14 protein-coding genes are annotated in these 21388 nt (G+C 70.4%); 8 read left to right on the top strand and 6 right to left on the bottom strand.

Annotated elements, in window-relative coordinates; translation table 11 throughout:
• The coding region (locus ACGF7Y_RS11655) for an IniB N-terminal domain-containing protein (protein ID WP_393232300.1) at positions 1-2876 on the bottom strand (2876 nt) is incomplete at its 3' end.
• Between the two features lie 298 nt (positions 2877-3174).
• Between ACGF7Y_RS11655 and ACGF7Y_RS11650 the strand changes: the two genes are divergently transcribed.
• From ACGF7Y_RS11650 to ACGF7Y_RS11625, 6 genes are all read left to right on the top strand, one after another.
• Positions 3175-4959, top strand: coding sequence for an Hsp70 family protein (locus ACGF7Y_RS11650; RefSeq protein WP_393232298.1), 1785 nt, complete (start codon positions 3175-3177; stop codon positions 4957-4959).
• On the top strand, positions 4952-7537 hold the full coding sequence (locus tag ACGF7Y_RS11645) for a LuxR C-terminal-related transcriptional regulator (protein ID WP_393232295.1): 2586 nt from the start codon (positions 4952-4954) through the stop codon (positions 7535-7537). Before ACGF7Y_RS11650 ends, ACGF7Y_RS11645 begins: the two co-directional genes overlap by 8 nt.
• A 45-nt stretch (positions 7538-7582) precedes the next feature.
• Positions 7583-8686: a hypothetical protein gene (locus tag ACGF7Y_RS11640; RefSeq protein WP_393232293.1), complete on the top strand. Its 1104-nt coding sequence runs from the start codon at positions 7583-7585 to the stop codon at positions 8684-8686.
• A 160-nt stretch (positions 8687-8846) separates the two neighbouring features.
• Entirely contained in the window at positions 8847-10205 is a 1359-nt protein-coding gene (locus tag ACGF7Y_RS11635; protein ID WP_062977969.1) for a S1 family peptidase, read from the top strand.
• Positions 10206-10380: 175 nt separating this feature from the next.
• Positions 10381-11643: a S1 family peptidase gene (locus ACGF7Y_RS11630; protein ID WP_393232290.1), complete on the top strand. Its 1263-nt coding sequence runs from the start codon at positions 10381-10383 to the stop codon at positions 11641-11643.
• A gap of 138 nt (positions 11644-11781) precedes the next feature.
• Positions 11782-12669: an NRDE family protein gene (locus ACGF7Y_RS11625; RefSeq protein WP_393232287.1), complete on the top strand. Its 888-nt coding sequence runs from the start codon at positions 11782-11784 to the stop codon at positions 12667-12669.
• A gap of 69 nt (positions 12670-12738) precedes the next feature.
• On the opposite strand, the gene ACGF7Y_RS11620 is transcribed toward ACGF7Y_RS11625, so the two are convergent.
• On the bottom strand, positions 12739-13446 hold the full coding sequence (locus ACGF7Y_RS11620) for a hypothetical protein (protein WP_393232285.1): 708 nt from the start codon (positions 13444-13446) through the stop codon (positions 12739-12741).
• A 460-nt stretch (positions 13447-13906) separates the two neighbouring features.
• On the opposite strand from ACGF7Y_RS11620, the gene ACGF7Y_RS11615 reads away from it, so the two are divergent.
• Both ACGF7Y_RS11615 and ACGF7Y_RS11610 read left to right on the top strand, forming a co-directional pair.
• Positions 13907-17080 (top strand): (Fe-S)-binding protein, encoded by a 3174-nt coding sequence (locus tag ACGF7Y_RS11615; protein WP_393232282.1) that lies wholly within the window; start codon positions 13907-13909, stop codon positions 17078-17080.
• 135 nt (positions 17081-17215) lie between these two features.
• Entirely contained in the window at positions 17216-17470 is a 255-nt protein-coding gene (locus tag ACGF7Y_RS11610; protein WP_393232280.1) for a hypothetical protein, read from the top strand.
• Between the two features lie 113 nt (positions 17471-17583).
• On the opposite strand, the gene ACGF7Y_RS11605 is transcribed toward ACGF7Y_RS11610, so the two are convergent.
• The 4 genes from ACGF7Y_RS11605 to ACGF7Y_RS11590 all read right to left on the bottom strand — a co-directional run bounded on the left by ACGF7Y_RS11605 (position 17584) and on the right by ACGF7Y_RS11590 (position 21362).
• A complete protein-coding gene (locus ACGF7Y_RS11605) occupies positions 17584-18732 on the bottom strand; it encodes an acyl-CoA dehydrogenase family protein (RefSeq protein ID WP_393232277.1) in 1149 nt (382 codons plus the stop codon).
• Entirely contained in the window at positions 18732-19961 is a 1230-nt protein-coding gene (locus ACGF7Y_RS11600; RefSeq protein WP_393232274.1) for an acyl-CoA dehydrogenase family protein, read from the bottom strand. The genes ACGF7Y_RS11605 and ACGF7Y_RS11600 overlap by 1 nt, the downstream gene beginning before the upstream one ends.
• Before the next feature lie 195 nt (positions 19962-20156).
• Positions 20157-20363, bottom strand: coding sequence for a calcium-binding protein (locus ACGF7Y_RS11595; RefSeq protein WP_391461538.1), 207 nt, complete (start codon positions 20361-20363; stop codon positions 20157-20159).
• A 462-nt stretch (positions 20364-20825) separates the two neighbouring features.
• Complete coding sequence (locus ACGF7Y_RS11590) at positions 20826-21362, bottom strand: YdcF family protein (protein ID WP_393232271.1); 537 nt, start codon at positions 21360-21362, stop codon at positions 20826-20828.
• Positions 21363-21388 lie beyond the last annotated feature (26 nt).

Raw genomic sequence — 21388 nt, 5'->3', positions numbered from 1 at the left:
TCCAAGCCCGCACCCGCGTTGCCCGCAGCGCCGAGACCGGTCGACAGGCCACTCTCCAAGCCCGCACCCGCGTTGCCCGCAGCGCCGAGACCGGTCGACAGGCCACTCTCCAAGCCCGCACCCGCGTTGCCCGCAGCGCCGAGACCGGTCGAGAAGCCCGAGCCGAGCCCGGCACCCGCATCGAGCCCGGCCGACAGGCCCGAACCGAGACCCGCTCCCGCCTGCGCACCGGCATCGAGTCCGGCCGACAGGCCCGAACCCAGTCCGGCACCCGCCTGCGCTCCGGCGTCGAGGGCGCCGGTGAGTCCGGTTTCCAGGCCGGTACCAGCGTGCACCGCACCGTCCACGCCGGTGGACAGTCCACCGCCGAGGCCGGTGGACAGGCCCGTCTCCAGTCCGGTCGCACCATGGACCCCGGCATCGAGCGCCCCGCCGAGCCCGCTTTCCAGGCCCGCGCCGACCTGCCCGCCGGTGTTCAGCGAGCTCTCCAGTCCGCCACCGAGTTCCGCTCCGGTGCTCACGGCCGCGCCGAGACCCGTCGCGAGCCCGGTCTCGAGACCCGCCGTCGCTTGCGTTCCCAGGTTTCCGGCTCCGCCGACGGCAGAGGAGAAATTGCTTCCGAGTCCGGCGGCCGCGTTCCCGGAGCCTTGTGCCGCGGTGTCGATTCCGCCGGTGAGCCCGGCCGTCGCCTGGCCCGCGGCGCCGAGCGCGCCGCCCAGACCGGTCTCGAGACCGGAACCGATCTGCGCACCCGCGTCGGCCGCACCGTGCAGTCCGGTGGAAATCCCGGCACCGGCCTGCCCAGCGGCACCGAGGCCTGCGGTCAGACCACTCGCGGCGTCCACAGCGCCCTCGAGACCGGCACCAGCCGAGCCGCCCGCATTCAGCGCCGCATCGGCAGCGCCTTGCAGGCCACCACCCACACCGGCACCGAGACCAGCCGTCAGATCGGTCGCCGCACCCGCAGCGCCACCCAGACCCGTGGTGAGGTCCGCCGCACCACCGAACGCACCACCCAGACCCGCGCCGAGTCCGGTCGTCGCATCGACGGCGCCCTCCAGACCCCCACCGAGTCCTGTGGTCAGGTCGGTCGTCGCGCCCAAACCACCCTCGAGACCCGCACCCACTCCCGTGGAGAGGTCCGCGGCACCACCGACTGCGCTTTCCAAACCGGCACTCAGATCAGTCGACGCACCGGCGGCACCTCCGAGACCCGCGCCCAGACCCGTGGTGACGTCCGTCGCACCACCAACCGCGCCCTCCAAACCGGCGCCGAGGCCGGTCGTCGCATCGACGGCACCTCCGAGACCCGCGCCGAGTCCGGCACCAACCTGCCCAGCGGCACCCAGGGCCGCATCCACACCCGTCGTCAAACCGCCGGCCGTATCGACGGCGCCCTCGAGACCCGCGTTCAGACCGGTTTCGAGATCCGCTGCTCCTTCGACGGCACCGCTCGAACCCGCGCCGAGCCCGGTGGTCGCATCCACCGCGCCGCCGAGACCCCCACCCACCTGTCCACCGGCGCCGAGCGCCGCATCCAGACCGGTCGTCGAACCACCGACAGTGCCCTCGAGACCCGCACCCACGCCGGTTGCCAGATCCGCCGCACCACCGACAGCGCTTTCCAGACCTGCGCCGAGGCCGGTCGTCGCATCAATGGCACCGCCGAGGCCCGTGGTCGCATCGACAGCGCCCTCCAGACCCGCGCCGAGGCCCGCGCTCACGTCGGTCGCCGCGCCCAGACCGCCCTCGAGGCCCGCGTTCAAGCCGGTGCTGATGTCCGCCGCGCCTCCTACCGCGCCTTCCAAGCCGGCGCCGAGACCCGTGGTGATGTCCGCCGCGCCACCGATGGCGGTTTCCAGACCGGCACCGAGTCCGTTCGTCGCGCCGACAGCGCCTTCGAGGCCCGCACCCACACCGGCGACGAGGTCGGCGCCCGTCCGCACGCCGCCGCCGAGGCCCGCGGTCAGGTCGGTTGCCGCGCCCACCGCACCTTCGAGGCCCGCGCCGAGCCCGGTCGTCAAACCGGTCGTCGCGTCCACGACGCCGCCCAGGCCCGCGCCGAGACCAGCGCCCGCCTGCGCACCGGCGCCGAGCACGGCATCCACACCCGTGGTCAAGCCGGTCGCCGCGTCCACCGCACCCTGGAGTCCAGCACCGAGGCCGGCACCGAGGTCCGCTGCCCCGTTCACCGCGCCCTCCAGCCCGCCGCCCAAGCCCGCCGCCGCGTCCACCGCGCCTTCCAGGCTCGCGCCGACTGCCGCGTCGACACCGGTGGAGAGGCCGGTGCCGAGTCCTGCGCCGATGTTTCCCGCGCCTTCGGCGTCGGTGTCCAGGTCGATACCCCCGCCGATGCCACTGATCACCTGCGCGCCCGCACCGAGCAGGCCGCCCACGGCGGCGGACAAGTCGGCACCCGCGTTCACCACGGTGTCGAGCCCTGCGGCCAGTCCCGCGCCCAGACCCGCGCCGAGTTCCAGCCCGGTCTCGATCGCGGTGTTCAGGCCCGCACCGACGTCGACGCCCGTACCGATACCCAGGTCGACGCCGCCGCCCGCGCCCAGGTCCACTCCGAGATCAGCACCCAGGTCGACTCCGGCATCCGCCACTGCCGCCACACCCACGGTGCTCGCCGCGCCGACCGCGGCGGCGGCGCCGGTCTGCGCGCCTACCGCCACGATGGACTGCAACTGGGAGCCGCCGGTCACCAGCGCCGACTCCGCGACCATCGGAGCGCAGAGGGCGATGTCCTCCGGCGTCACCGCGCTCAGGCCCGCGGCGGCCAGCGCCTGGGTCGGGTTGGCGCAGTAGGCGACCGCGGCCTCGTGGTTCCGCAGCAGATCGAGGATGAACTCCAGAATCGCATTGGGTGTCATGAGAATCTTCTCCTGAGTCCCGGCGGACCTCGCTGATCCGCAGTCGTTGGAATGCAAATCACGCTAGGAGCGCATCCCGTTACGCCGAAACGGGGCGAACCCCTACGACCGGCCGGGGGCACCCGATAGGGGCCGGAGCGGAATTAGGGGAATTTCCCTAAACGATCCCCTAACGAGGTAACGGCTGATGGCCAGCAACCGACAGAACGGTTGCGTCGGCAACTACAACGCCCAGCGCACCAGCTCGGACACACAGCAGCGACACCGGACCAGACAGTTTTTCGAACGGGGTTCTCGAATGACACAGCGCCTGGCGCTCGGCATCACTGTCGGGGCGTCGAATTCGGTCGCCGTGGCGGCAACGGAAGAGGGCGACGACGGCATCGGCCCGTCCGGCGGCGGTTATCTACGCTCGCATCCGAGCGTATTGCGGCTGTCGGAGGACATGGCGCCCACGCTGGGCGGGGGTGCGCGCTCCACCGGCCGCCATTCCAGCGACGTCCTGCTGGAAGGCTTCCTCGCCAGGGTCGGCGACCCGGTCGGCATCCTGGCCGAGGACGGCTCCTCTTATTCCGCGCCCGACCTGGTGGCGACCGCGATCGGATGCCTGGTCGACGAGATCGCCGCCGAGACGGGACGAAGCGGTGCCCAGGCGACGGTCGCCTGCCACCCGGCGTGGTGGTCGCGGCACACCGTCGACATCCAGCGCGACGCTTTGGAGCGGGCCGGGCTCGGCGAGGTGACGCTGGTGCCGGAGCCGACCGCCGCGATCCGCTGGCTCGACGCCGCGCACGGTTGGGCCGACGACGGCGCGGTGATCGTCTTCGACCTCGGCGCGACCGGCTCGACCGTCTCGGTGGTACGCACCGGCGAGCACGCCAGCCTGCTGGGCACGCCGCTGCGCAACACCGACGTCGCCGGCGCCGAATTCGATCTGCTGACCATGCGCTATGTCCTGGCAAATGCGGTGCTCGCCGCGGATTTCGATCCGTTCGACCCGGTGGTGGAACGCGAATTATCGGCTTTGCGTGAGCGCTGCAGAAAAGCGAAAGAAGAGCTTTCCATAAACACCGCGACGGTTGTTCCGGTTCGGCTGGACCCCGCGGATCCGCACGGCACCGTGCGGCTGGTGCGCGGTGAACTGGAAGACCTGCTGCGTGGACCGCTGTCGAGTGCGATGGACCTGATCCGCGACGCGGTGCACCGGGCCGGGCTCGACATCGGCGATGTCGGCCGCGTCCTGCTCACCGGTGGGGGCGGCGCGATCCCCCTGGTCGCCGAACTCGTCTCCACCGAATTCGGATTGCCCGTCGTGGCGGCTCCCGATCCGGAGCACACCACCGCCCGCGGCGCCGCGCTGCTGGCCGCCGATCTGCTCGCCGCCGAGACCGACCAGCTCCCATTGGTCGATCCGGTGGTCGAGGACGAGACCGTGCCGCAGCCCAGAGCGCTCCCCTCGGCGGGACTCGCGGCGTTGCCCGAGGATCGTCCCGCCCGCCGTCGCGCGCTGACCAGCAGGCAGCGCCTCGCGGTCGTGGCGGGCACCGCGGCCGCCATCGGCCTGCTGGCCACCGGCACCCTGGCCATCGGCACGGGCATCCAGTCCGGCCCGAGCACTCCCGCCTCGACCGAGCAGTCTTCCACCGGCGCCGCACAGGTCGCCGCGACGACGGGAGCGCGGACGAGCGACCCGTCCGCACCGTCCGGCGTCGCCGCCACGGACTCCGCGAGTTCGCCCGGGCGGGCTGGCGCCGGGACGTCGCAGGCCGGTTCGCCCACGTCCCCGGCCCAGGGCACCACCGTGGCGGTGGCGAACAGCGAGCAGAGTCCCGATCAACCCGCCCCCGCCCCCGCCGCGGACTCCCCGGCGCCGCAACCCGCGCCGCAGCCGCAACCCCAGCAGCCTTCTCCCGCTCCCGCTCCCGCGCCCGCACCGGCGCCCACCAACCCGTCGCCGCCCACCCAGCAGCAGCCGCGGCCCACCCAGCCCACCGCGCCGAGCCTGCCGACCGGCGTGCTGGGCGACACCCTCGGCACGGTGCTTCGCGCTCCCGGCGAGATCCTGGGAGGCTCCGGTGGCTGATACCGCCTTCGACACCCTCCCGTGCGCCCGCGACATCTTCCGCGATCTGGATTCCGCCGACGACCAGCCGGTGGTCTACCTGATCCGCGGCCGGTCCCAGACCGGCAAGTCGACACTGCTCGCGGAGATCAGGGCCCGCCTGCGCGCCAGGGGCGTCCCGCTGCAGGACGACCTCACGGCTCTCCAGCACGCGCGCAACGGCGCGCATTCGCTGACCCGCGCACCGGCCACGGTCGCGGGCGGCGCGGCAGGCGTGACGACCGATACCGCCCGCCCGGCCCTGATCATCGACAACGCCCACACGCTCGGCCGGCTCGATCTCGAATATCTCTGCGCCGCGGTGGAATCCGGGCATCGCACGATGGTGATCGCCGCCCAGCCCCGCCCGCACGATCCGCGTCTGCGGATGCTCGCCGACGCGGTCGCCCGGCGCGGTCGCGTCGTGGACCTCCGCCCGCTCGGCGTCGCGGACATGGCGCCGTTCGCCAGGGAACTCGGCATGATGGTGCCGCGCCAGGTCGCTCAGCACATCCACCTGCAGACCGCCGGTATCCGCGGCGGTGTGGTTGCCGCGCTCACCGCCGCCTGCTCGGCGCGCCTGGACGCGGGCATCGCCGCCGTGGACACGGCCGTCGCCGCGTGGGCGCGCGGGTTGCTGGACAACCTCGAGCCCGACCTGCTGGAGACCCTGGTGGTGGCCACCACGGGCACGGGTCTGGATTCCAGCGAGCTCACCGAGGTGCTCGGCGTGGAACAGTCCGTCGCGCAGGATCTCATCGACCGAGCCAGGGCCAGCGCCCTGGTGACCGATGCCGACCTGCTGCTGGAACCCGCCGTCGCGCCCCTGCGCACCCTGCTCGGCGACCGCAGGTTCGTCGCGGTCGAGCGCCGGTTGCTCGGCGCCCGGTTGGAGGCGGGCCTGCTGCGCGACCGCACCGCGCTGCAACTGGCCGAGTCCGGCGTCCGGGACCCTCGTCTGGCCGAGTTCCTCGTCGGCGCAGCGGAGCAGGCGGGCCGCGACGCGGTTCGCTATTACGCCGCCGCGGCGGCCGCCGGAGCCGAACTCGATCTGATCGCGCTGCGCTGGGCCGAGGCCGCGGCCCGGACCGGTGACGGCGACACGGCCATGCGGCTGGCCGAGCCGATGCTGGCGCGCTCGGGCAGCACCGGTACGGAACTGGCGACGGCGGTGCGGATCTGCGCGGCGGTGCTCACCCGACGCGGCCTGGTTGGTCGCGCGGCGCAGCTGTACACCTGGCTCGGCGGGCACCGAGTCGGCCCGGACTGGGCCGTCGGCGCCACGGTGTTGTGTCTGGCGGGCGACGTGCCGGGCGCCAGGGAGATGTCCTCCTCCTCGACGAAGTGGCCGCCCACCGAGGCCGGCGCGCACGCGCGGCTGATCGCGACCGCGCTCGCGGACACCATCGAACCGGGCAACAACACCGCGGCGGCGGTATCGGCGCTGGTGCAAGCCGCGCACGCGGACGCGGGCGTGGACCGCTTCCTGCCGTGCACGGCGGCCTCCATCGCCACGCTGCTCTCGCTGGGCACCGGCGAGCCCCGCCGCGCCCAGGACGCCTTGCGGCGGGCGACCGCGAGCGGGCTGCGCTGCCATCAGCTCGACGTGCTCGCGGCCTGGACGGCGATGCTCGGCGGCGACGAGCGCGCCGCCGCGGCCACCGTGGCCGCGCTCGACCACGACCGGCTCGATCTGCGCGACCGGCTGCTGGCGCACGGCGTGGCGGTCGGCCTCGCCCGGCGCAGCGGCGATCACACCGCGCTGGCGCGCGCATGGCAGGAGGCGTATCCGCTGTTCGACGACGTGCAGCCCGACCTGCTCGCGCTGCTGCCGATCGGCGAACTGTGGCTGGCCGCCATCCGGATGCGCGACGAACGCCGCATCACGCCCCTGGTGGACGCGGCGCTCGCGCTGCTGCACCGCTTGAACGATCCGCCCGCGTGGTCCAACGCCTTCCACTGGTACGGCGTGCAGGCCGCGATCGCGCACGAGAGCCCCGAGGCGCTGTTGCCGCACGCGCGAGCGCTGAAGGCCGCGGCCGAGGCGGGTGACCGGCACGCCGCCGTGCTCGCCGACGCGGGCCGCACCTGGGTGCTCGTGCTGCGCGGCCAGGTCGCCACCGCACCGGTCCACGCGGCGGTCGCCGCACTCACCGAGATCGGCATGACCTGGGACGGCGCCCGGCTGGCCAGCGAGGCGGCGCTCGCGGCGCCCGACTCCGCGACGGCCACCGCGCTGCTGAAGCTGGCCCGCACGGTCCGCGCCGACGCCCGGCCGCAGGAGCCGCAGCCTCGGCCGCAGGCCCCGGCCGCCTCCAAGGGCGAGGCCGCGCCGCCGCCCACGCCGCCGCAGGCCACGATCCTCAGCGAACGGGAACGCGAAGTGGCGGAACTGGTTCTGCTCGGGCTCACCTATCGCGAGATCGGTGCGCGCCTGTACATTTCGGCGAAGACGGTCGAGCACCACGTAGCGCGCATCCGACGCCGGGTCGGTGCCCGTTCCCGTTCGGAGCTATTGTCGATGCTCCGCGCCATGGGACACGGTTCGCTTCTGGTGTGACCGGGCGCGGTTCATCAGCGGGAACGCCGAAGCAAGGTAGGTGAGATGGCCACTGGGGTGGGCCTGCGCGTCGCCGAGGACGAGTGCACGGCTGTCATCGTCACCGACGGTGACGATGAGCCGCGGTACGTCGTCCGCGAGTCGATCCTGCACATGTCCGAGGACGGTGACGCCGCGTTGGGCGGTCCCCCGCCCACCGGATCCCATTCGATCACCGGTTTCGTGTCCGCCATGGGCGACCCTGCGGGCATCCGGGTCGACGACGGCGAGGCCTATCGCGCCGAAGATCTCTTCGCCACCGCGATGTTCTGCCTGATCAATCTGGCCGCCGAGCATCTCAGCGGTCCGGCCGAGTTCTACGCGACCTATCCGCCGGACTGGCCGGCCGAGCATGTGCGCTCCCTGCGCGACGCGCTGGACTACCTGGGTCTGCGCTCGGTGCTGCTGGTCAGCGAGGGTGAGCTGCCCAGCGCCGAGACCGGAGCAGGCGGTGCGTCGTTCGCCTACGACGCGGCCAGAGGGGCGCTGGCGGCGGTGCTCGCCACCCCCGCGGGCGCCACCCCGCCGGACCCGTCCACCGCGGAGAACTCGACGGTGGACACCATCGTCATCCCCGCGGTGCCCGCCGCCGACGCGCAGCCGCAGGCGTACTCGGCGGCCATCCCGATCTCCGAGCCGGTCGTGACCGCCGAACCGGAACCGGCCGAGAAGCCTTCGCGGCCAACGGTTCCCGCGAAGGATCCGAGGCGTACGCCGCTGCTGATCGCGTGCGCCGCCGCGATCGGTCTCGTGCTCGGCGGCATCGTGATGGCCATGCTGTTCCGCGACGGGGACGAGACACCGGTGCCGCCGCTGCCGGACGCCAAGTCCGAGGCGACGTCGGTGAGTCCGGCCCCGCCTCCACCGCCGGTCGTCACCACAACGACGTCCACCACCGAGCCAGAGCCGCCGGTGGTGATCACCGAGACCACGACGCCGGAGCCGACGACCACGACGCCGCCGCCCACCACCGAGCCGCCGAGCACGACGCCCACCACGACCACGCGGACCACTACCACGCGGACCACTACGACCACGACCAACCCGTTCGGGCAGCAGCTGCCGCAGATCCCCACCATCCCCGGCATGGGAATACCGGGTAGTCGGTGATTAGTAGCGTCCTAGTCGGGTTTGTGGCTTAGAGTGTTGCGCTGACCGTGTTGTCGGATGAATTTCCGCACCGGTCGGTTGCTGGACGAAGACTGTGCGCCAATGGATTCTGCCGTGGCCACGGATTTAGCTGGCACGTGCGTGCCGACGAAGGGACTTCATGCGCAAGTTGGTGGCGCGTCGCGCCGCGGTCAAAGCTGTCGCCATCGCATCGACCGTTCTTTTGGCTCCCTTGTTCGGCACGACTACCGCCTCGGCGGTTCCCGAAGCCCCCGCGCAGCTCGCCGCGGACAACCTCCCCCCGGAATTGGTGCAGGCCATCGCCCGCGATCTGCAGATGACGCCGACGGAGTATCTGGACCGCGCCGCGCGCGCCCAGCAGCTGCGTGACTACGCGCGCGATTTCCGTTCGGAGCGGCCGGATTCCTTCGCGGGCGCCTGGATCGGCGCCGACGGCAAGCCCGTCATGGCGGTCACCTCGCTGGACGCCGCCAAGATCGTCGCGGCCGACGGCTATCAGACCCGGCTCGCCCCCGTCTCGGCGGACAGCCTGGAAGGCTCGCTGGTACAGCTCAACCAGTGGATCACCGGCCTACCGCGGGAGATCTCACAGGCGATCAACTCCGTGGCGATCGACTTCTTGAACAGCCAGCTGGTGCTCAGCGTCGCCAACACCCCCGCGGGCCACATGCTCAACCTGCCCACCCTGCTGGCGAACATCAAGGTCATCCTGTCGCCGAACAGCGGAGGCCCGGTCGAGCGCAGGCCGATGGGCGGTGACACCTACATCAGCGCGCCCGGTTCGCTCGCCGACTCGTCGCTGCGCGCCGTCGACGTGTGCTCGTTCGGGTTCAACAGCATCGACGCGTCCGGCAACGCGCTGAACATCAGTGCGGGCCACTGTGATCCGAATCTGGGCAAGGGCAACCAGGAGGCGGGTGTCTATCTGCCGAACGTCCGGGACATCCCGGCCAGCCCCGAGCTGGGCACCTTCGTGCGCGCCTCGCTGGGCGGGCAGTCCGCGCTGGACTACTCGGTGATCAAGCTGAACGAGCGCGCGGTGCGGGCGGGCATGGACCAGCCCTCGGTGCGCGGCGCCAACGGCACCACGCTGGCGATCACCGGCACCGCCGACCCGATCACCGGCGCCCCGGTCTGCAAGTCCGGCCAGTCGTCCACCTTCACCTGCGGTTTCGTCGTGGCCGACCGGGTGGAGACCCAGCTCTTCACCGCCGAGGGCGAGAGCAAGACGGTGCGCGGGTTCGCCAGCTCGGCCTGCACCCTCGGCGGCGACAGCGGCGGCGCGATCGTGTCCGGCACGCTGGCGCTGGGCATCACCAGCGGTTCCAACGCCGCCGACGCGCCGAACTGCAACGAGGCCAATGTCGCTCTGGCGCAGTACGGCGGCACCGCTTCGCTCGGCATCCCGATCCGGGCGATCCTGGCCGATGTCGACGCCTCCTCCGGCGGCGGTATCGGCAGCGGGATCGCGGTGCGCACCAGGCCGAACGCGGGCTGAGCGCGCGCCCGAATTATGTGGCAATGCACATATCCCCGGTCGACCGGCTATGAGGGAGTCGAGAACCTCGAGATGAGTAGGCATACCGCGCCAAACCCCATATAGTCTGCTCATGCTCCTGCCACGTATAGGACCTCCACGCTCGACTGCGCGACAGACCGTAATCCGAAAGACAGTGATCGCCGCCTCGGCGGCGATACTGCTGTTCGGACCCACTGCGGCGGTAGCGACGGCTCAGCCGGACCAGGCTCCCGGTCTCCCCGCCGAACTGATCGCCGCGGTGACTCGCGATCTGAAGATCTCGCCCGACGAGTACCTGCACCGCGCGGAGCTGGCGCAGCAGGTGGCCGCGTTCGCCACCACCGCCCAGCGGCAGTACCCGGCCGTGTTCGCCGGCTCCTGGCTGGACGACGCGGGCAAGGCGGTCGTGGCACTGGCCCAGGGTCCCGGCGCCGACGATGCGAAGAAGGCGGCCGAGTCGGCCGGTTTCGAGGTCCGCAACGTCGCCAAGAGCGAAGCGGCCCTGCGTGGCGAGAAGAGCGCGTTCGAGCGCTGGCTGGAGGGCCAGCCCGAGGCGGTGCGGTCGCTGGTGCGCGGCGCGGTGGTGGACACCATGAACAACGCGATCGCGGTGCGCGTCGACCAGGCGGGCCTGCCGATGCCGAACTTCATCGACCCGGCGCGCGTCATCGTGATGGCCCCGCCCGTGGCGGGCGAGCAGGGCACCCTGCAAGCCGGTGAGATCGCCGGAGAGGCGCGCGGCGCCCTCGCGGGCGGCGACGGCTTCGCCTCGGTCGCCGGACGCAGCTCGCTGCGCTGCTCGCTCGGCTTCAACGGCACCGACCGCAACGGCAACACGGTGAACATCACCGCGGGCCACTGCAACCCCGACATCGCGTCCGCGGGCAGCGGCAACGCCGCAGGCGTGTACGAGATGAACGGCGACCGCCTCGGCGCGCAGCTCGGCGTCTTCCAGAAATCGGTACTCGGCGAGCAGGACTACTCGATCATCCGGGTCAACGACCAGGCCAAGGACCGCTTCGCCAACAACGGCGTCCGTGCGCCCGGCGCGGCTCCGATCGCCGTCGACGGCGTCGCGACTCCGGTCGTCGGCGCCCCGGTGTGCAAGTCCGGTGCGCGCACCGGCTTCAGCTGCGGCGTGGTCAACGCCGTCGACCAGACCGTCCAGGTCGGCGACCGGGAGCTCACCCAGAGCTTCTCGGCCAACATCTGCGCGCTGCCCGGCGACAGCGGCGGCCCGATCGTCACCGGCCGCCTGGCGCTCGGCATCTCCAGCGCGTCGTCGGTGGCGGACTACCCGATCTGCGAGATCCCGAATCTGATCGGCGCTCTGACCGGCAACGTGCCGCAGCTGTTCGCACAGCCGGTGCACGTGGTGCTCTCGGACAACCCGGGGCTGCGCGTACGCACCAACTGACCGCAGGACCGCGAAAAGGCCGGCAGCTGTTGAGCTGTCGGCCTTTTCGCCATCTCGGAGTCCTTTCACTGCCCTTGCGCGGCCTCCCGGGCGGGAAACGCCGCATGGACCGCGGTGGCGGTCCGGCATTCTGGTCGCATGTGTTTGGTGTTGATCGGCTGGCGCGCGCATCCGGATTACCGGTTGATCGTGGCCGCCAACCGGGACGAGTTCTACACTCGGCCGACCGAGTCCATGCGCTGGTGGCCGGAGGCGCCCGGTCTGCTCGCCGGACGCGACACCGGAGCCCCCGGCCGCGCGGAGGGCGAACCTCCCGGCACCTGGCTCGGCTTGAGCACCCAGCCGCACGGCAACAACCGCTTCGCGACCGTCACGAACGTGCGCGATCCCGCCGATCAACGCCTCGATGCCCGTTCCCGCGGCGCGCTGCTGATGGATTTCCTGCGCGGCGCCGCCGACCGTGGTATGGCCGGGGAGTTCCCCGGGCCGGAGAAATACGTCCTCGACGTCGCCGCCGCTCCCGACGACTACAACGGCTACAACTTGGTCGTGTCCGACCTGCGCACGCTGTGGTGGCATTCCAATCGCAGCGCCGTGGAACCGAGCGAACTCGCTCCGGGCTTCCACGGGCTCTCTAACGGCACGTTCGTCACGTCCGGGGGTCCGAGCCTGGGGGAAGAGGATCTGAGCGCCCCACAGCCCATCTGGCCCAAAGTCCGGGCGGGCCTGACCGGGCTGCGCGAGATCGTGCGAACCGAGCCCGGCGCGGTGGACCGCTACTTCGAGGTGCTGGCCGACCGGACCGAAGCCCCCGACGAGCGGTTGCCGCGGACCGGGGTCCCGCATGAGCTGGAGCGGGCGCTCTCGGCGAGGTTCGTCGCGCACACCGTGCACGGCACCAGAGCGAGCACGGTGCTGGTGGTCGGCGAGGACGGGACGTTCGAAATGGTCGAGCGCTCGTTCGGCAGGATGGGCGAGGAACTGGGCGAGGTCGTCGTCCGCGGCCTGCTCGATCTCACCGGGTGAACGAGCGGCGGCCCGCCCTCCGAGGAGAGCGGGCCGCCGTGATCTGAAGATCGGGGTGGGACCGAAGGCTTAGTTCGGCTTGTCCGCCCACTTCGTGGTGCCCTCCGGTGCCTGCAGCGTGTTGATCAGGTCGATCCCCGCGACAGCCAGCATGGGGCCACCGACCGCCACGGTGCCGAGGATGCCGCCGATGCCCGCGCCCGCGATCGCGGCCGGGATGCAGCCGACGCCGAGGAACGGCAGGCCGAGGATGCAGCCGATCACCGCACCGCCGATGACACCGATCGCGGTGCCGAGGAAGCCGCCGACCGCGGTCGCGATGCCGAACTGGCTGGCGAACTCGTTCTGCGCGCGCTGGTTCTCGATCGGCGAGGCGATCGGCTGCGCGACGACGTTGACGGCGTTGGCCGGCTTGTCCTTGGGCACGGCGACACTCTGGTCAGGCGTCAGTTCCAAGACGGTGTTGTCGTCCTTCACCACCGGCTTCACCGGAACGACGGTGTCGGCGACCTTGAAGGCGATCGGCAGCGTGAGGACCGCGTTGCCCTGCGAGTCCTTGACCCGGTAGACGTCGTCTTCCTTGACGTCCTCGGAGGATTTCGCCAGCTCGAAGGTTCCCCCCTTGAGCGTCGTCACGACGGTCTTCTCCACCAGCTTGACCGAGTACCGGATGGGGTCGGCGGCGGCCGGTTCGGCATCGGCGTGGGCGGTCCCCAGTCCGATGGTCATCGCACCGATGACCATCGCGGCCGCCGCGGTGGTTCTGCGGAATTTCATTCAGTTTCCAATCCATCATCAGGTCGTACGTCACCACTGGTCTTCAACACGCGAGAGCTCTATCCAGCACATCCGGGTGTCGGCTCCGGATCCTCCCCGAGCGGTGCGAAGACGGTCGCAGTGATCAGAACGTCGTGAGCCTAATAGAAGGCCGCGTTTTAAGCGAGATCCCTTATCAGCCATGGGGACTAAGCCAATCCTTACCGACTGGACGGGATGGTTCGGCGTTTACGGTGGTGAACAACCGGTCGGCAGGCGGATAGGAGCGAATTACTGTGACATTGATCACAGGTAAATAATGGGTCAAGCCCCAGCATATGGGGCTATAGCCGAAAAGCCGATCGTACGATGGACATGGTTGTTACTGGCGGGTAACTTACTGCCAGTTAGGATACGAGCGAACCGAGGCGGTAGCGGAAACCAACCGCGACTCGGGGTGCCTCTAAAGAAAGGTCGCGACATGAATGCCCTGACAGTGACGCTGGGCACGATTGGGGCGGCGCTCAGCCTCCTGTGTTGGGCGTCGTTCATCGGCGGCGTCCGCAATATCGCGCGCGCCATCATGATCGGACAGCCCGCTCCGGATCGTTGGCGGCCCTTCTTCCCGCGCTTCAAGCAGATGATCGTGGAGTTTCTCGCGCACACGCGCATGAACAAGTTCCGCACCGTCGGCTGGGCGCACTGGCTGGTGATGATCGGCTTCATCGGCGGCACCATGCTGTGGTTCGAGGCGTACGGGCAGACCTTCGACCCGGCGTTCCACTGGCCGATCATCGGCGATCTGGCGATCTACCACCTGTGGGACGAGATCCTCGGCATCGGCACCGTGGTCGGCATCCTGACGCTGATCACCCTGCGCCAGCTCAACCACCCCCGGCTGCCGGAGCGGCTTTCCCGCTTCAGTGGTTCCAAGTTCGCCCCGGCCTACGTCATCGAGGCGATCGTGCTGCTCGAGGGCCTGGGCATGATCTTCGTGAAGGCGGGCAAGATCGCCGCCTACGGCCACTCGGATCCGGCCACCGACTTCTTCACCATGCAGGTGGCGAAACTGCTGCCCGCGAACACCACGATGGTGGCGCTGTTCGCCTTCGTGAAGCTGATGTCCGGCATGGCGTTCCTGTACTTCGTCGGCCGCAACGTCACCTGGGGCGTGGCCTGGCACCGCTTCTCGGCCTTCCCGAACATCTACTTCAAGCGGGAAGAGGACGGCGGCGTCGCGCTGGGCCCGGCCAAGCCGATGATGTCGAAGGGCAAGCCGGTCGACATGGAGACCGCCGACCCGGACACCGACACCTTCGGGGCGGGCCGGATCGAGGACTTCTCCTGGAAGGGCTGGCTGGACTTCACCACCTGCACCGAGTGCGGTCGCTGCCAGTCGCAGTGCCCCGCGTGGAACACCGGCAAGCCGCTGTCGCCGAAGCTGCTGATCATGTCGCTGCGCGACCACGGTTACGCGAAGGCCCCCTACTTGCTGGCCGGCGGCCGCAAGGACATGGGCGGCGACGAGGTCGGCCTGGTCGACGCCGAGGGCAACCCGGACGAGGCCAAGCTGGCCAAGATCTCCGAGGCCGCCAAGGCCGAGGCCGAGCGGCCGCTGGTCGGCGGCGCGGACGTGAACGGCATCATCGATCCCGAGGTGCTGTGGAGCTGCACCACCTGCGGCGCGTGCGTCGAGCAGTGCCCGGTGGACATCGAGCACGTCGACCACATCATCGACATGCGCCGCTACCAGGTGCTGATCGAGTCGGAGTTCCCGTCCGAGCTCGCGGGCCTGTTCAAGAACCTGGAGAACAAGGGCAACCCCTGGGGCCAGAACGCCAAGGACCGGCTCAACTGGATCAACGAGCTCGATTTCCAGATCCCGGTCTTCGGTCAGGATGCCGACAGCTTCGACGGCTACGACTACCTGTTCTGGGTCGGCTGCGCGGGCGCCTACGAGGACCGCGCCAAGAAGACCACCAAGGCGGTCGCCGAGTTGCTGGCCACCGCGGGCGTGAAGTTCATGGTGCTCGGCGCGGAGGAGACCTGCACCGGTGACTCCGCTCGCCGCGCTGGCAACGAGTTCCTGTTCCAGCAGCTGGCCCAGCAGAACATCGAGCTGCTGAACTCGGTGTTCGAGGGCGTCGAGGATCGCAAGAAGAAGATCGTCGTCACCTGTGCGCACTGCTTCAACGCGCTGAACAACGAGTACCCGCAGGTCGGCGGCAGCTACGAGGTCGTGCACCACACCCAGCTGCTCAACCGCCTGGTGCGGCAGAAGCAGCTGATCCCGGTGGCGTCGGTGTCGCAGAACGTCACCTACCACGACCCCTGCTACCTGGGCAGGCACAACAAGATCTACAACGCGCCGCGTGAGCTGATGGCCGCGGCCGGTTCGAACCTGGTCGAGATGCCCCGCCACGGCGAGCGGTCCATGTGCTGTGGCGCCGGTGGCGCGCGGATGTGGATGGAAGAGCAACTCGGCAAGCGCGTCAACATCGACCGGGTGGAGGAGGGTTTGAGCACCCTCGCCGCGCCTTCCGGTCGCTCCGCAGGCTCCGCTCCTGGGAAGATCGCGACCGGCTGCCCGTTCTGCCGCGTGATGCTCACCGACGGCGTCACCGCGCGCCAGGAGAAGGGCGAGGGCGAAGGCGTCGAGGTGGTGGACGTCGCGCAGCTGATGCTGGACGCCATCGAGCGCGTCGAGCCCGCGGTGCTGACCGAGAACCTGACTGTCATCCAGGAACCCAAGGCGCCCGAAGCGGAACCCGAGCCGGAGCCCGAACCCGCCCCGGCCGCCGAAGCGACGCCCGCACCGGCCGCGGCCGCGCCCGCCGGCGGCGGTCTGGCGATGAAGGGCCCCGCGAAAGCACCCGGCGGCGGTGGTCTGGCCATGAAGGGCCCGGCCAAGGCCCCCGGCGGCGGCCTCGGAATGAAGGGCGCGGCCAAGGCGCCTGGCGCGAAGGCTCCGGCCGCGGAACCGGCGCAGACCGAGGCCACCTCGGCGCCCGCCGCTCCGGCCAAGGGTCTCGCCATGAAGGGTCCGGCCAAAGCGCCCGGTGGTCTGGGGATGAAGGGCGGAGCCAAGGCGCCCGGCGCCAAGGCGTCCGCTGCCCCCGCCGCCGAAGCCGCGCCCGCGGCCGAGGCAGCCGAGACCGAGGCTCCCGCGGCCAAGCCGGTCAAGGGGCTGGGCATGAAGGGCGCCGCCAAGGCGCCCGGTGGTGGTCTCGCGATGAAGGGTGCGGCCAAGGCGCCGGGCGCCAAGGCGTCCGCTGCCCCGGCAGCCGAGGCAGCGCCCGAAACCGCCGCCGAACCGGCTGAAGCCGAGTCGGCCGAAACCGGGCCCACCGAGACCAAGCCCACGGTGCCCGCCAAGGGTCTGGCCATGAAGTCCGGCTTCAAGCGGCCCGGAGCCAAGGCCCCCGGTAAGCCTGCCGCGGCAACGGCCCCTGCGGAAGCGGCTCCCGCCGAACCGGCGGCGTCGGAGAAGGATCCCGCCGCGGAGACTCCCGCGGCGCAGCCCGAACCCGCTGCCGAACCGGAGCAATCCAACGGCGTGAGCGGCAACGGCGCATCCGAAGCCGCGCCGCCCGCCGCCAAGCCCGGCGGTCTCGGTTTCAAGGCCGGTGCGAAGGCGCCGGGCCGGAAGAACTGAGCTGAGAGCCAACTCCACACCGTCATCGGCCGGGTCCAGAAATGGACCCGGCCGAGTCGTTTCGGGCTGTCGCCGCTCGACATCGACAACGACGCCCTCTCGCTCGCCGCCGAAGAACTGGGCACGAAAACGAAAATGGCCACCGTCAATGCCGCACTGCGTGAGGTCGCGAACCAACGTGCGGTCTCGAAGACACTCCAGCAACTGCGCGCCAGCGAGACGGAGTTTTCAGCCGAGGCTGCCCGAGACGCGCATCGCCTGACGATTCCTGATCTGATCCTCTCGGCGACCGCCGAGGTGCACCGGGCGACAGTTCTGCACGTCGGCAGCGACTATCAGACGATCGCGGATATCACCGGTCAGCCGCATCGGCGGCTCGGGACAAGCTGACGCGGTCACCGGCCGGTACCGCGGGCAGCGGGCAGCGGGCAGCGGGCAGCGGGCAGCGGCACAGTACGGAAGTCGGCGCCGGGCCGGGAGGGCAGCCCCGGCCCGGCACCGGACTACGGGCGGGTCAGCGCGGCGTACCGGGCGAGATGTTCGTCGGTGGAGCCGAATTCGTGCTCGACCACGGTGAGCCGCTTGAAGTAGTGGCCGATGGCCAGCTCTTCGGTCATGCCCATCGCACCGTGCAGTTGCACCGCGTTCTGTCCGATGAAACGCGCCGCCCTGGCGACGGTGACCTTCGCCGCCGAGACGGCGCGTGCGCGGTCTTCGGCGGGCGCCCGCAGCGAGTGGACGGCCAGATGTACTGCCGCGACGGCTTGTTCGAGTTCGATGTACATATCGACCATGCGGTGCTGCAACGCCTGGAAACTGCCGATCGGCTGACCGAACTGCTCGCGCTGTTTGGCGTAGTCGATGGTGTCGGCGAGCACCTTGCGCATGCAGCCGACCGCCTCGGCGCAGATCGCCGCGGTGGCCTCCGCGATGGTCGGCTCGATAACGGTCCAACCGTCCGACTCCGTGCCCAGCAACGCGTCGGCGGGCAGGCGCAGGCCGGTGAACACGAGATCGGACGCGGTCCGGTCGTCGATGGTGCGGTAGGAATGCGCCTCGACTCCGGCGGGCGGATCGGACGCGTCGAATTCGAGCCGGAACAGCGAGATGCCCGCCTTGTCGCGCCGTTCACCGGAGGTGCGCGCGGTGATCAGCAGATCGGTGGCCAGCGGGGCGCCGGTCACCACGGTCTTCGCACCGTCGAGCACCCAGGCGTCGCCGTCGCGGCGGGCGGTGGTCGACACGTCGTGCAGCGCGTGCCCCGACGTCGGTTCCAGCGCGGCGAACGCGATGAGCGCGTCACCGGACACGATCCGGCGCAGCACGGCGTCGGCCTGCTCCCCGCCGGACCGCTCGAGCAGTCCGGCGCCGATCACGACGGTGTCCACGAACGGCTCGACCACCAGTGCCCGGCCGAGTTCCTCGGCGATCACCATGAGTTCGACGGGGCCGCCGCCGGTGCCGTCCACCCGCTCGGGCAGCGTCGCGCCGAGAATGCCCAGTTCGTCGGCGAATCCGCGCCAGACGGCGGGCTGCCAGCCCGACTCCGATTTCGCCGCGGCGCGGCTCTTCTCCAAGTCGTAGCGGGCGCCGAGGTATCCGGCGATCGCGGAGCGGAGCATTTCCTGCTCGTCGGTAAGCGTGAAGTCCATCAGAGCCCCAATGCTGCTTTGGCGAGGATGTTTCGCTGAATCTCGTTGCTGCCCGCGTAGATCGAGCCCGCTCGGTCGTTGAAGTACTTCAGCGGCGCGACGGCCTGCCAGTCCGCGCCACTGTGGTAACCGTCGGCAGGCGGCGTGAACTGGGCGATCGGGCCGCCCGGCTTGGTGGCGTGCGGCTGGTAGACGCGACCGCGCGGTCCCGCGGCTTCCAACGCCAACTCGGTGAGCTTCTGGCTGAGCTCGGTGCCGAGGATCTTGAGTATGGAGGACGCCGGCCCCGGATTCTTGCCCTGCGCCATCGCGGAGAGGGTGCGGTACTCCAGGACTTCGAGCACCTCGGTGCGGATTCGCAGGTCCGCCAGCTTCGCCGCGAACGCGCGGTCGTCGATCAGCGGGTTGCCGTCCGGGCCGGGCTGCTGCGCGGCATTGACGGCGATGTCCTGGGCCATGACCTGGAGCCAGGGCGCCGCCGCTCCGCCGCGCTCGTGCACGAGCAGATACTTCGCGACGGTCCACCCGTCATCGATCCTGCCGAGCACATTGGTCTTGGGCACCCGCACGTTGTCGAAGAAGACCTGGTTCTGCACCTGCTCGCCCGAGGTCATCACCAACGGCCGGATCTCGATGCCCGGCGCGGTCATGTCGATCAGCAGGAACGTGATGCCCTGCTGCTTCTTACCCGTGCGCGAGGTGCGCACCAGGCAGAAGATCCAATTCGCCTCGGTGGCGTGGGTGGTCCAGATCTTGCTTCCGGTGCACACGAAATCCTCGCCGTCGTCGACGGCGGCCATGGACAGCGCGGCCAGGTCGGATCCGGCCTCGGGCTCGGAGTAGCCCTGGCAGAAGAAGACCTCGCCGGTGAGGATGCGCGGCAGATAGAACGCCTTCTGCTCCTCGGTGCCGAACGCGATGATCGCGGGCGCCACCATCCTGATGCCCATCGGCGACAGCGCGGGCGCGCCGGCCAGCGCCGATTCCCGCTGGAAGATGTAGTGCTGGGTCAGGCTCCAGTCGCATCCGCCGTGTTCCACCGGCCAGGCGGGCGCCGCCCAGCCGCGCTCATGGAGGATGTGCTGCCATTCCATGCTCGCCTCGTGGTCGGGATACACGCTCGTCGCCAAGCGCCCGGCCCGCCGCAATTCCGGCGTCAGCTTCGCGGCGAGGAATTCCCGCACCTCGTCCCGAAACGCCAGATCCCCCGCTGACCAGTCGTAATCCATCTGCCCTCCCAGAGGGTGTGCACCGTTGCTTCCGTGGCGAATATCCCGCCACCACGAGACAGAATGTACGGCCGCCTCTCTCAGCGAGTCAAACTGACGTCACACGCCCGCAGATTCCCGGCGGAGGTGTGGCGAGCGCCGCCGACAGCCGGGCCCGCATCGCGGACCCGGCTACCCATGGGCACACCTGGAGCGTCAGCCGCAGGAACTCGGTTCACCGATCTTGACCACCGACAGCACCGCCTCACCTTCGCCGATCAACGACCCCGGCGCGGGCGCCTGCGCCACCACGATCCAGTTCCGGTCCAGTACCTGCATACGCCCCTTCCCGGTCGCGTCCTTGGATCGGGAGAAGAAGACACCGGCCGCCTGGATCGTGTCCTGCGCATCCTGCAAGTTCATGCACACGACGTTCGGCATAGGGGCGCGGGAAGCCGCCGGTTGCGATGCGCGCGCAGGAGGCATCGATGCCGCGGGCGCGGCGGGCGCCGCCGGAGCAGGCACCGCCGCAGCGGAGGTAGCCGAGGCGACCACAGCGCTTCGACCGGCCGGAGTCGCGGAGGTTCGTCGCGACGTCGAGTCCACCTCGCCGTTACCTCCGACAGCACTGCCGATCGCGCCCAGTACCAGCAGGCCGCCTAGGACGGCCGCCACCCAAATCCACAGCGGCGTCCGCTTCTTCTGCGGCCGCTGCCCGGTAGGCGGACCGTACCCGTTCGACTGGGGCGGATATGTCATCGGCAGGTTCCCTTGCTCTCATCCGTGTTCACGCACCGGGTCGATGCGCACGGGCATCAGATCGAGATGCCGATCACATTTGTTACGGCTTTGCTATCAATCCTGGTGGCGGGCAGGACGAAGCGGTCAGCAGTCCTCGAAGAAGGCTTTCGCATAGCCCACGGACTGGTAGGCGTAGTCGTAGGCCCAGCGCGGGAGGGAGAGGTCGGGTTCGGGGTCGGTGAAGAGGAGTTCTCCGTCCCAGCACTTCCGCAGGATGTAGCGGGCGCGGGAGATGTGGGGAGTGAAGGTGACGACGATGACTCGGCGCCAGTTGTTGGCGCGGGCGAGGCGGGCCAATTCACGGCCCTCGCCGCGAGTGGTGCGCGGCGACGGGTCGAAGCACAGGACCTCGAAGCTGTAGCCGCCGTGGCAGATTCGGTTCAGCACGGCGCTGTTTTCGTAGGGATCGGAGAACACCACGCGCGGCGCGTACCCCTCGCGCGCCAAGCGCAGGCCCAACTGCTCGCGGCCGTCGTGCGCCCCGCCCAAGACGAGAACGGCATCCGCCGGAGCCGGCGGGTCGGTGCGCGGACGCACGTACACCGGCCACAGCGCGACCGTCGCGACGACCACCGCCAGACCTGCGCCGAGCACGGTCCAGGCCCATCGATGACGTCGCACCACGCCGATGCTAGCGCGGTCACGAC

Origin of the sequence: Nocardia sp. NPDC047654, from assembly GCF_043205035.1 — a bacterium.
Taxonomy (GTDB): domain Bacteria; phylum Actinomycetota; class Actinomycetes; order Mycobacteriales; family Mycobacteriaceae; genus Nocardia.
The sequence above is the reverse complement of the archived record's forward strand: the minus strand, read 5'-3'. Positions and strand labels throughout refer to the sequence as shown.

Bases quoted from the DNA above. Each gene is read 5' to 3' on its own strand.
- ACGF7Y_RS11650 (WP_393232298.1), top strand. From the start codon at position 3,175: ATGACACAGCGCCTGGCGCTCGGCATCACTGTCGGGGCGTCGAATTCG.
- ACGF7Y_RS11640 (WP_393232293.1), top strand. From the start codon at position 7,583: ATGGCCACTGGGGTGGGCCTGCGCGTCGCCGAGGACGAGTGCACGGCT.
- ACGF7Y_RS11635 (WP_062977969.1), top strand. From the start codon at position 8,847: ATGCGCAAGTTGGTGGCGCGTCGCGCCGCGGTCAAAGCTGTCGCCATC.
- ACGF7Y_RS11625 (WP_393232287.1), top strand. From the start codon at position 11,782: ATGTGTTTGGTGTTGATCGGCTGGCGCGCGCATCCGGATTACCGGTTG.
- ACGF7Y_RS11620 (WP_393232285.1), bottom strand. From the start codon at position 13,446: ATGAAATTCCGCAGAACCACCGCGGCGGCCGCGATGGTCATCGGTGCG.
- ACGF7Y_RS11615 (WP_393232282.1), top strand. From the start codon at position 13,907: ATGAATGCCCTGACAGTGACGCTGGGCACGATTGGGGCGGCGCTCAGC.
- ACGF7Y_RS11610 (WP_393232280.1), top strand. From the start codon at position 17,216: ATGGCCACCGTCAATGCCGCACTGCGTGAGGTCGCGAACCAACGTGCG.
- ACGF7Y_RS11605 (WP_393232277.1), bottom strand. From the start codon at position 18,732: ATGGACTTCACGCTTACCGACGAGCAGGAAATGCTCCGCTCCGCGATC.
- ACGF7Y_RS11600 (WP_393232274.1), bottom strand. From the start codon at position 19,961: ATGGATTACGACTGGTCAGCGGGGGATCTGGCGTTTCGGGACGAGGTG.
- ACGF7Y_RS11595 (WP_391461538.1), bottom strand. From the start codon at position 20,363: ATGAACTTGCAGGATGCGCAGGACACGATCCAGGCGGCCGGTGTCTTC.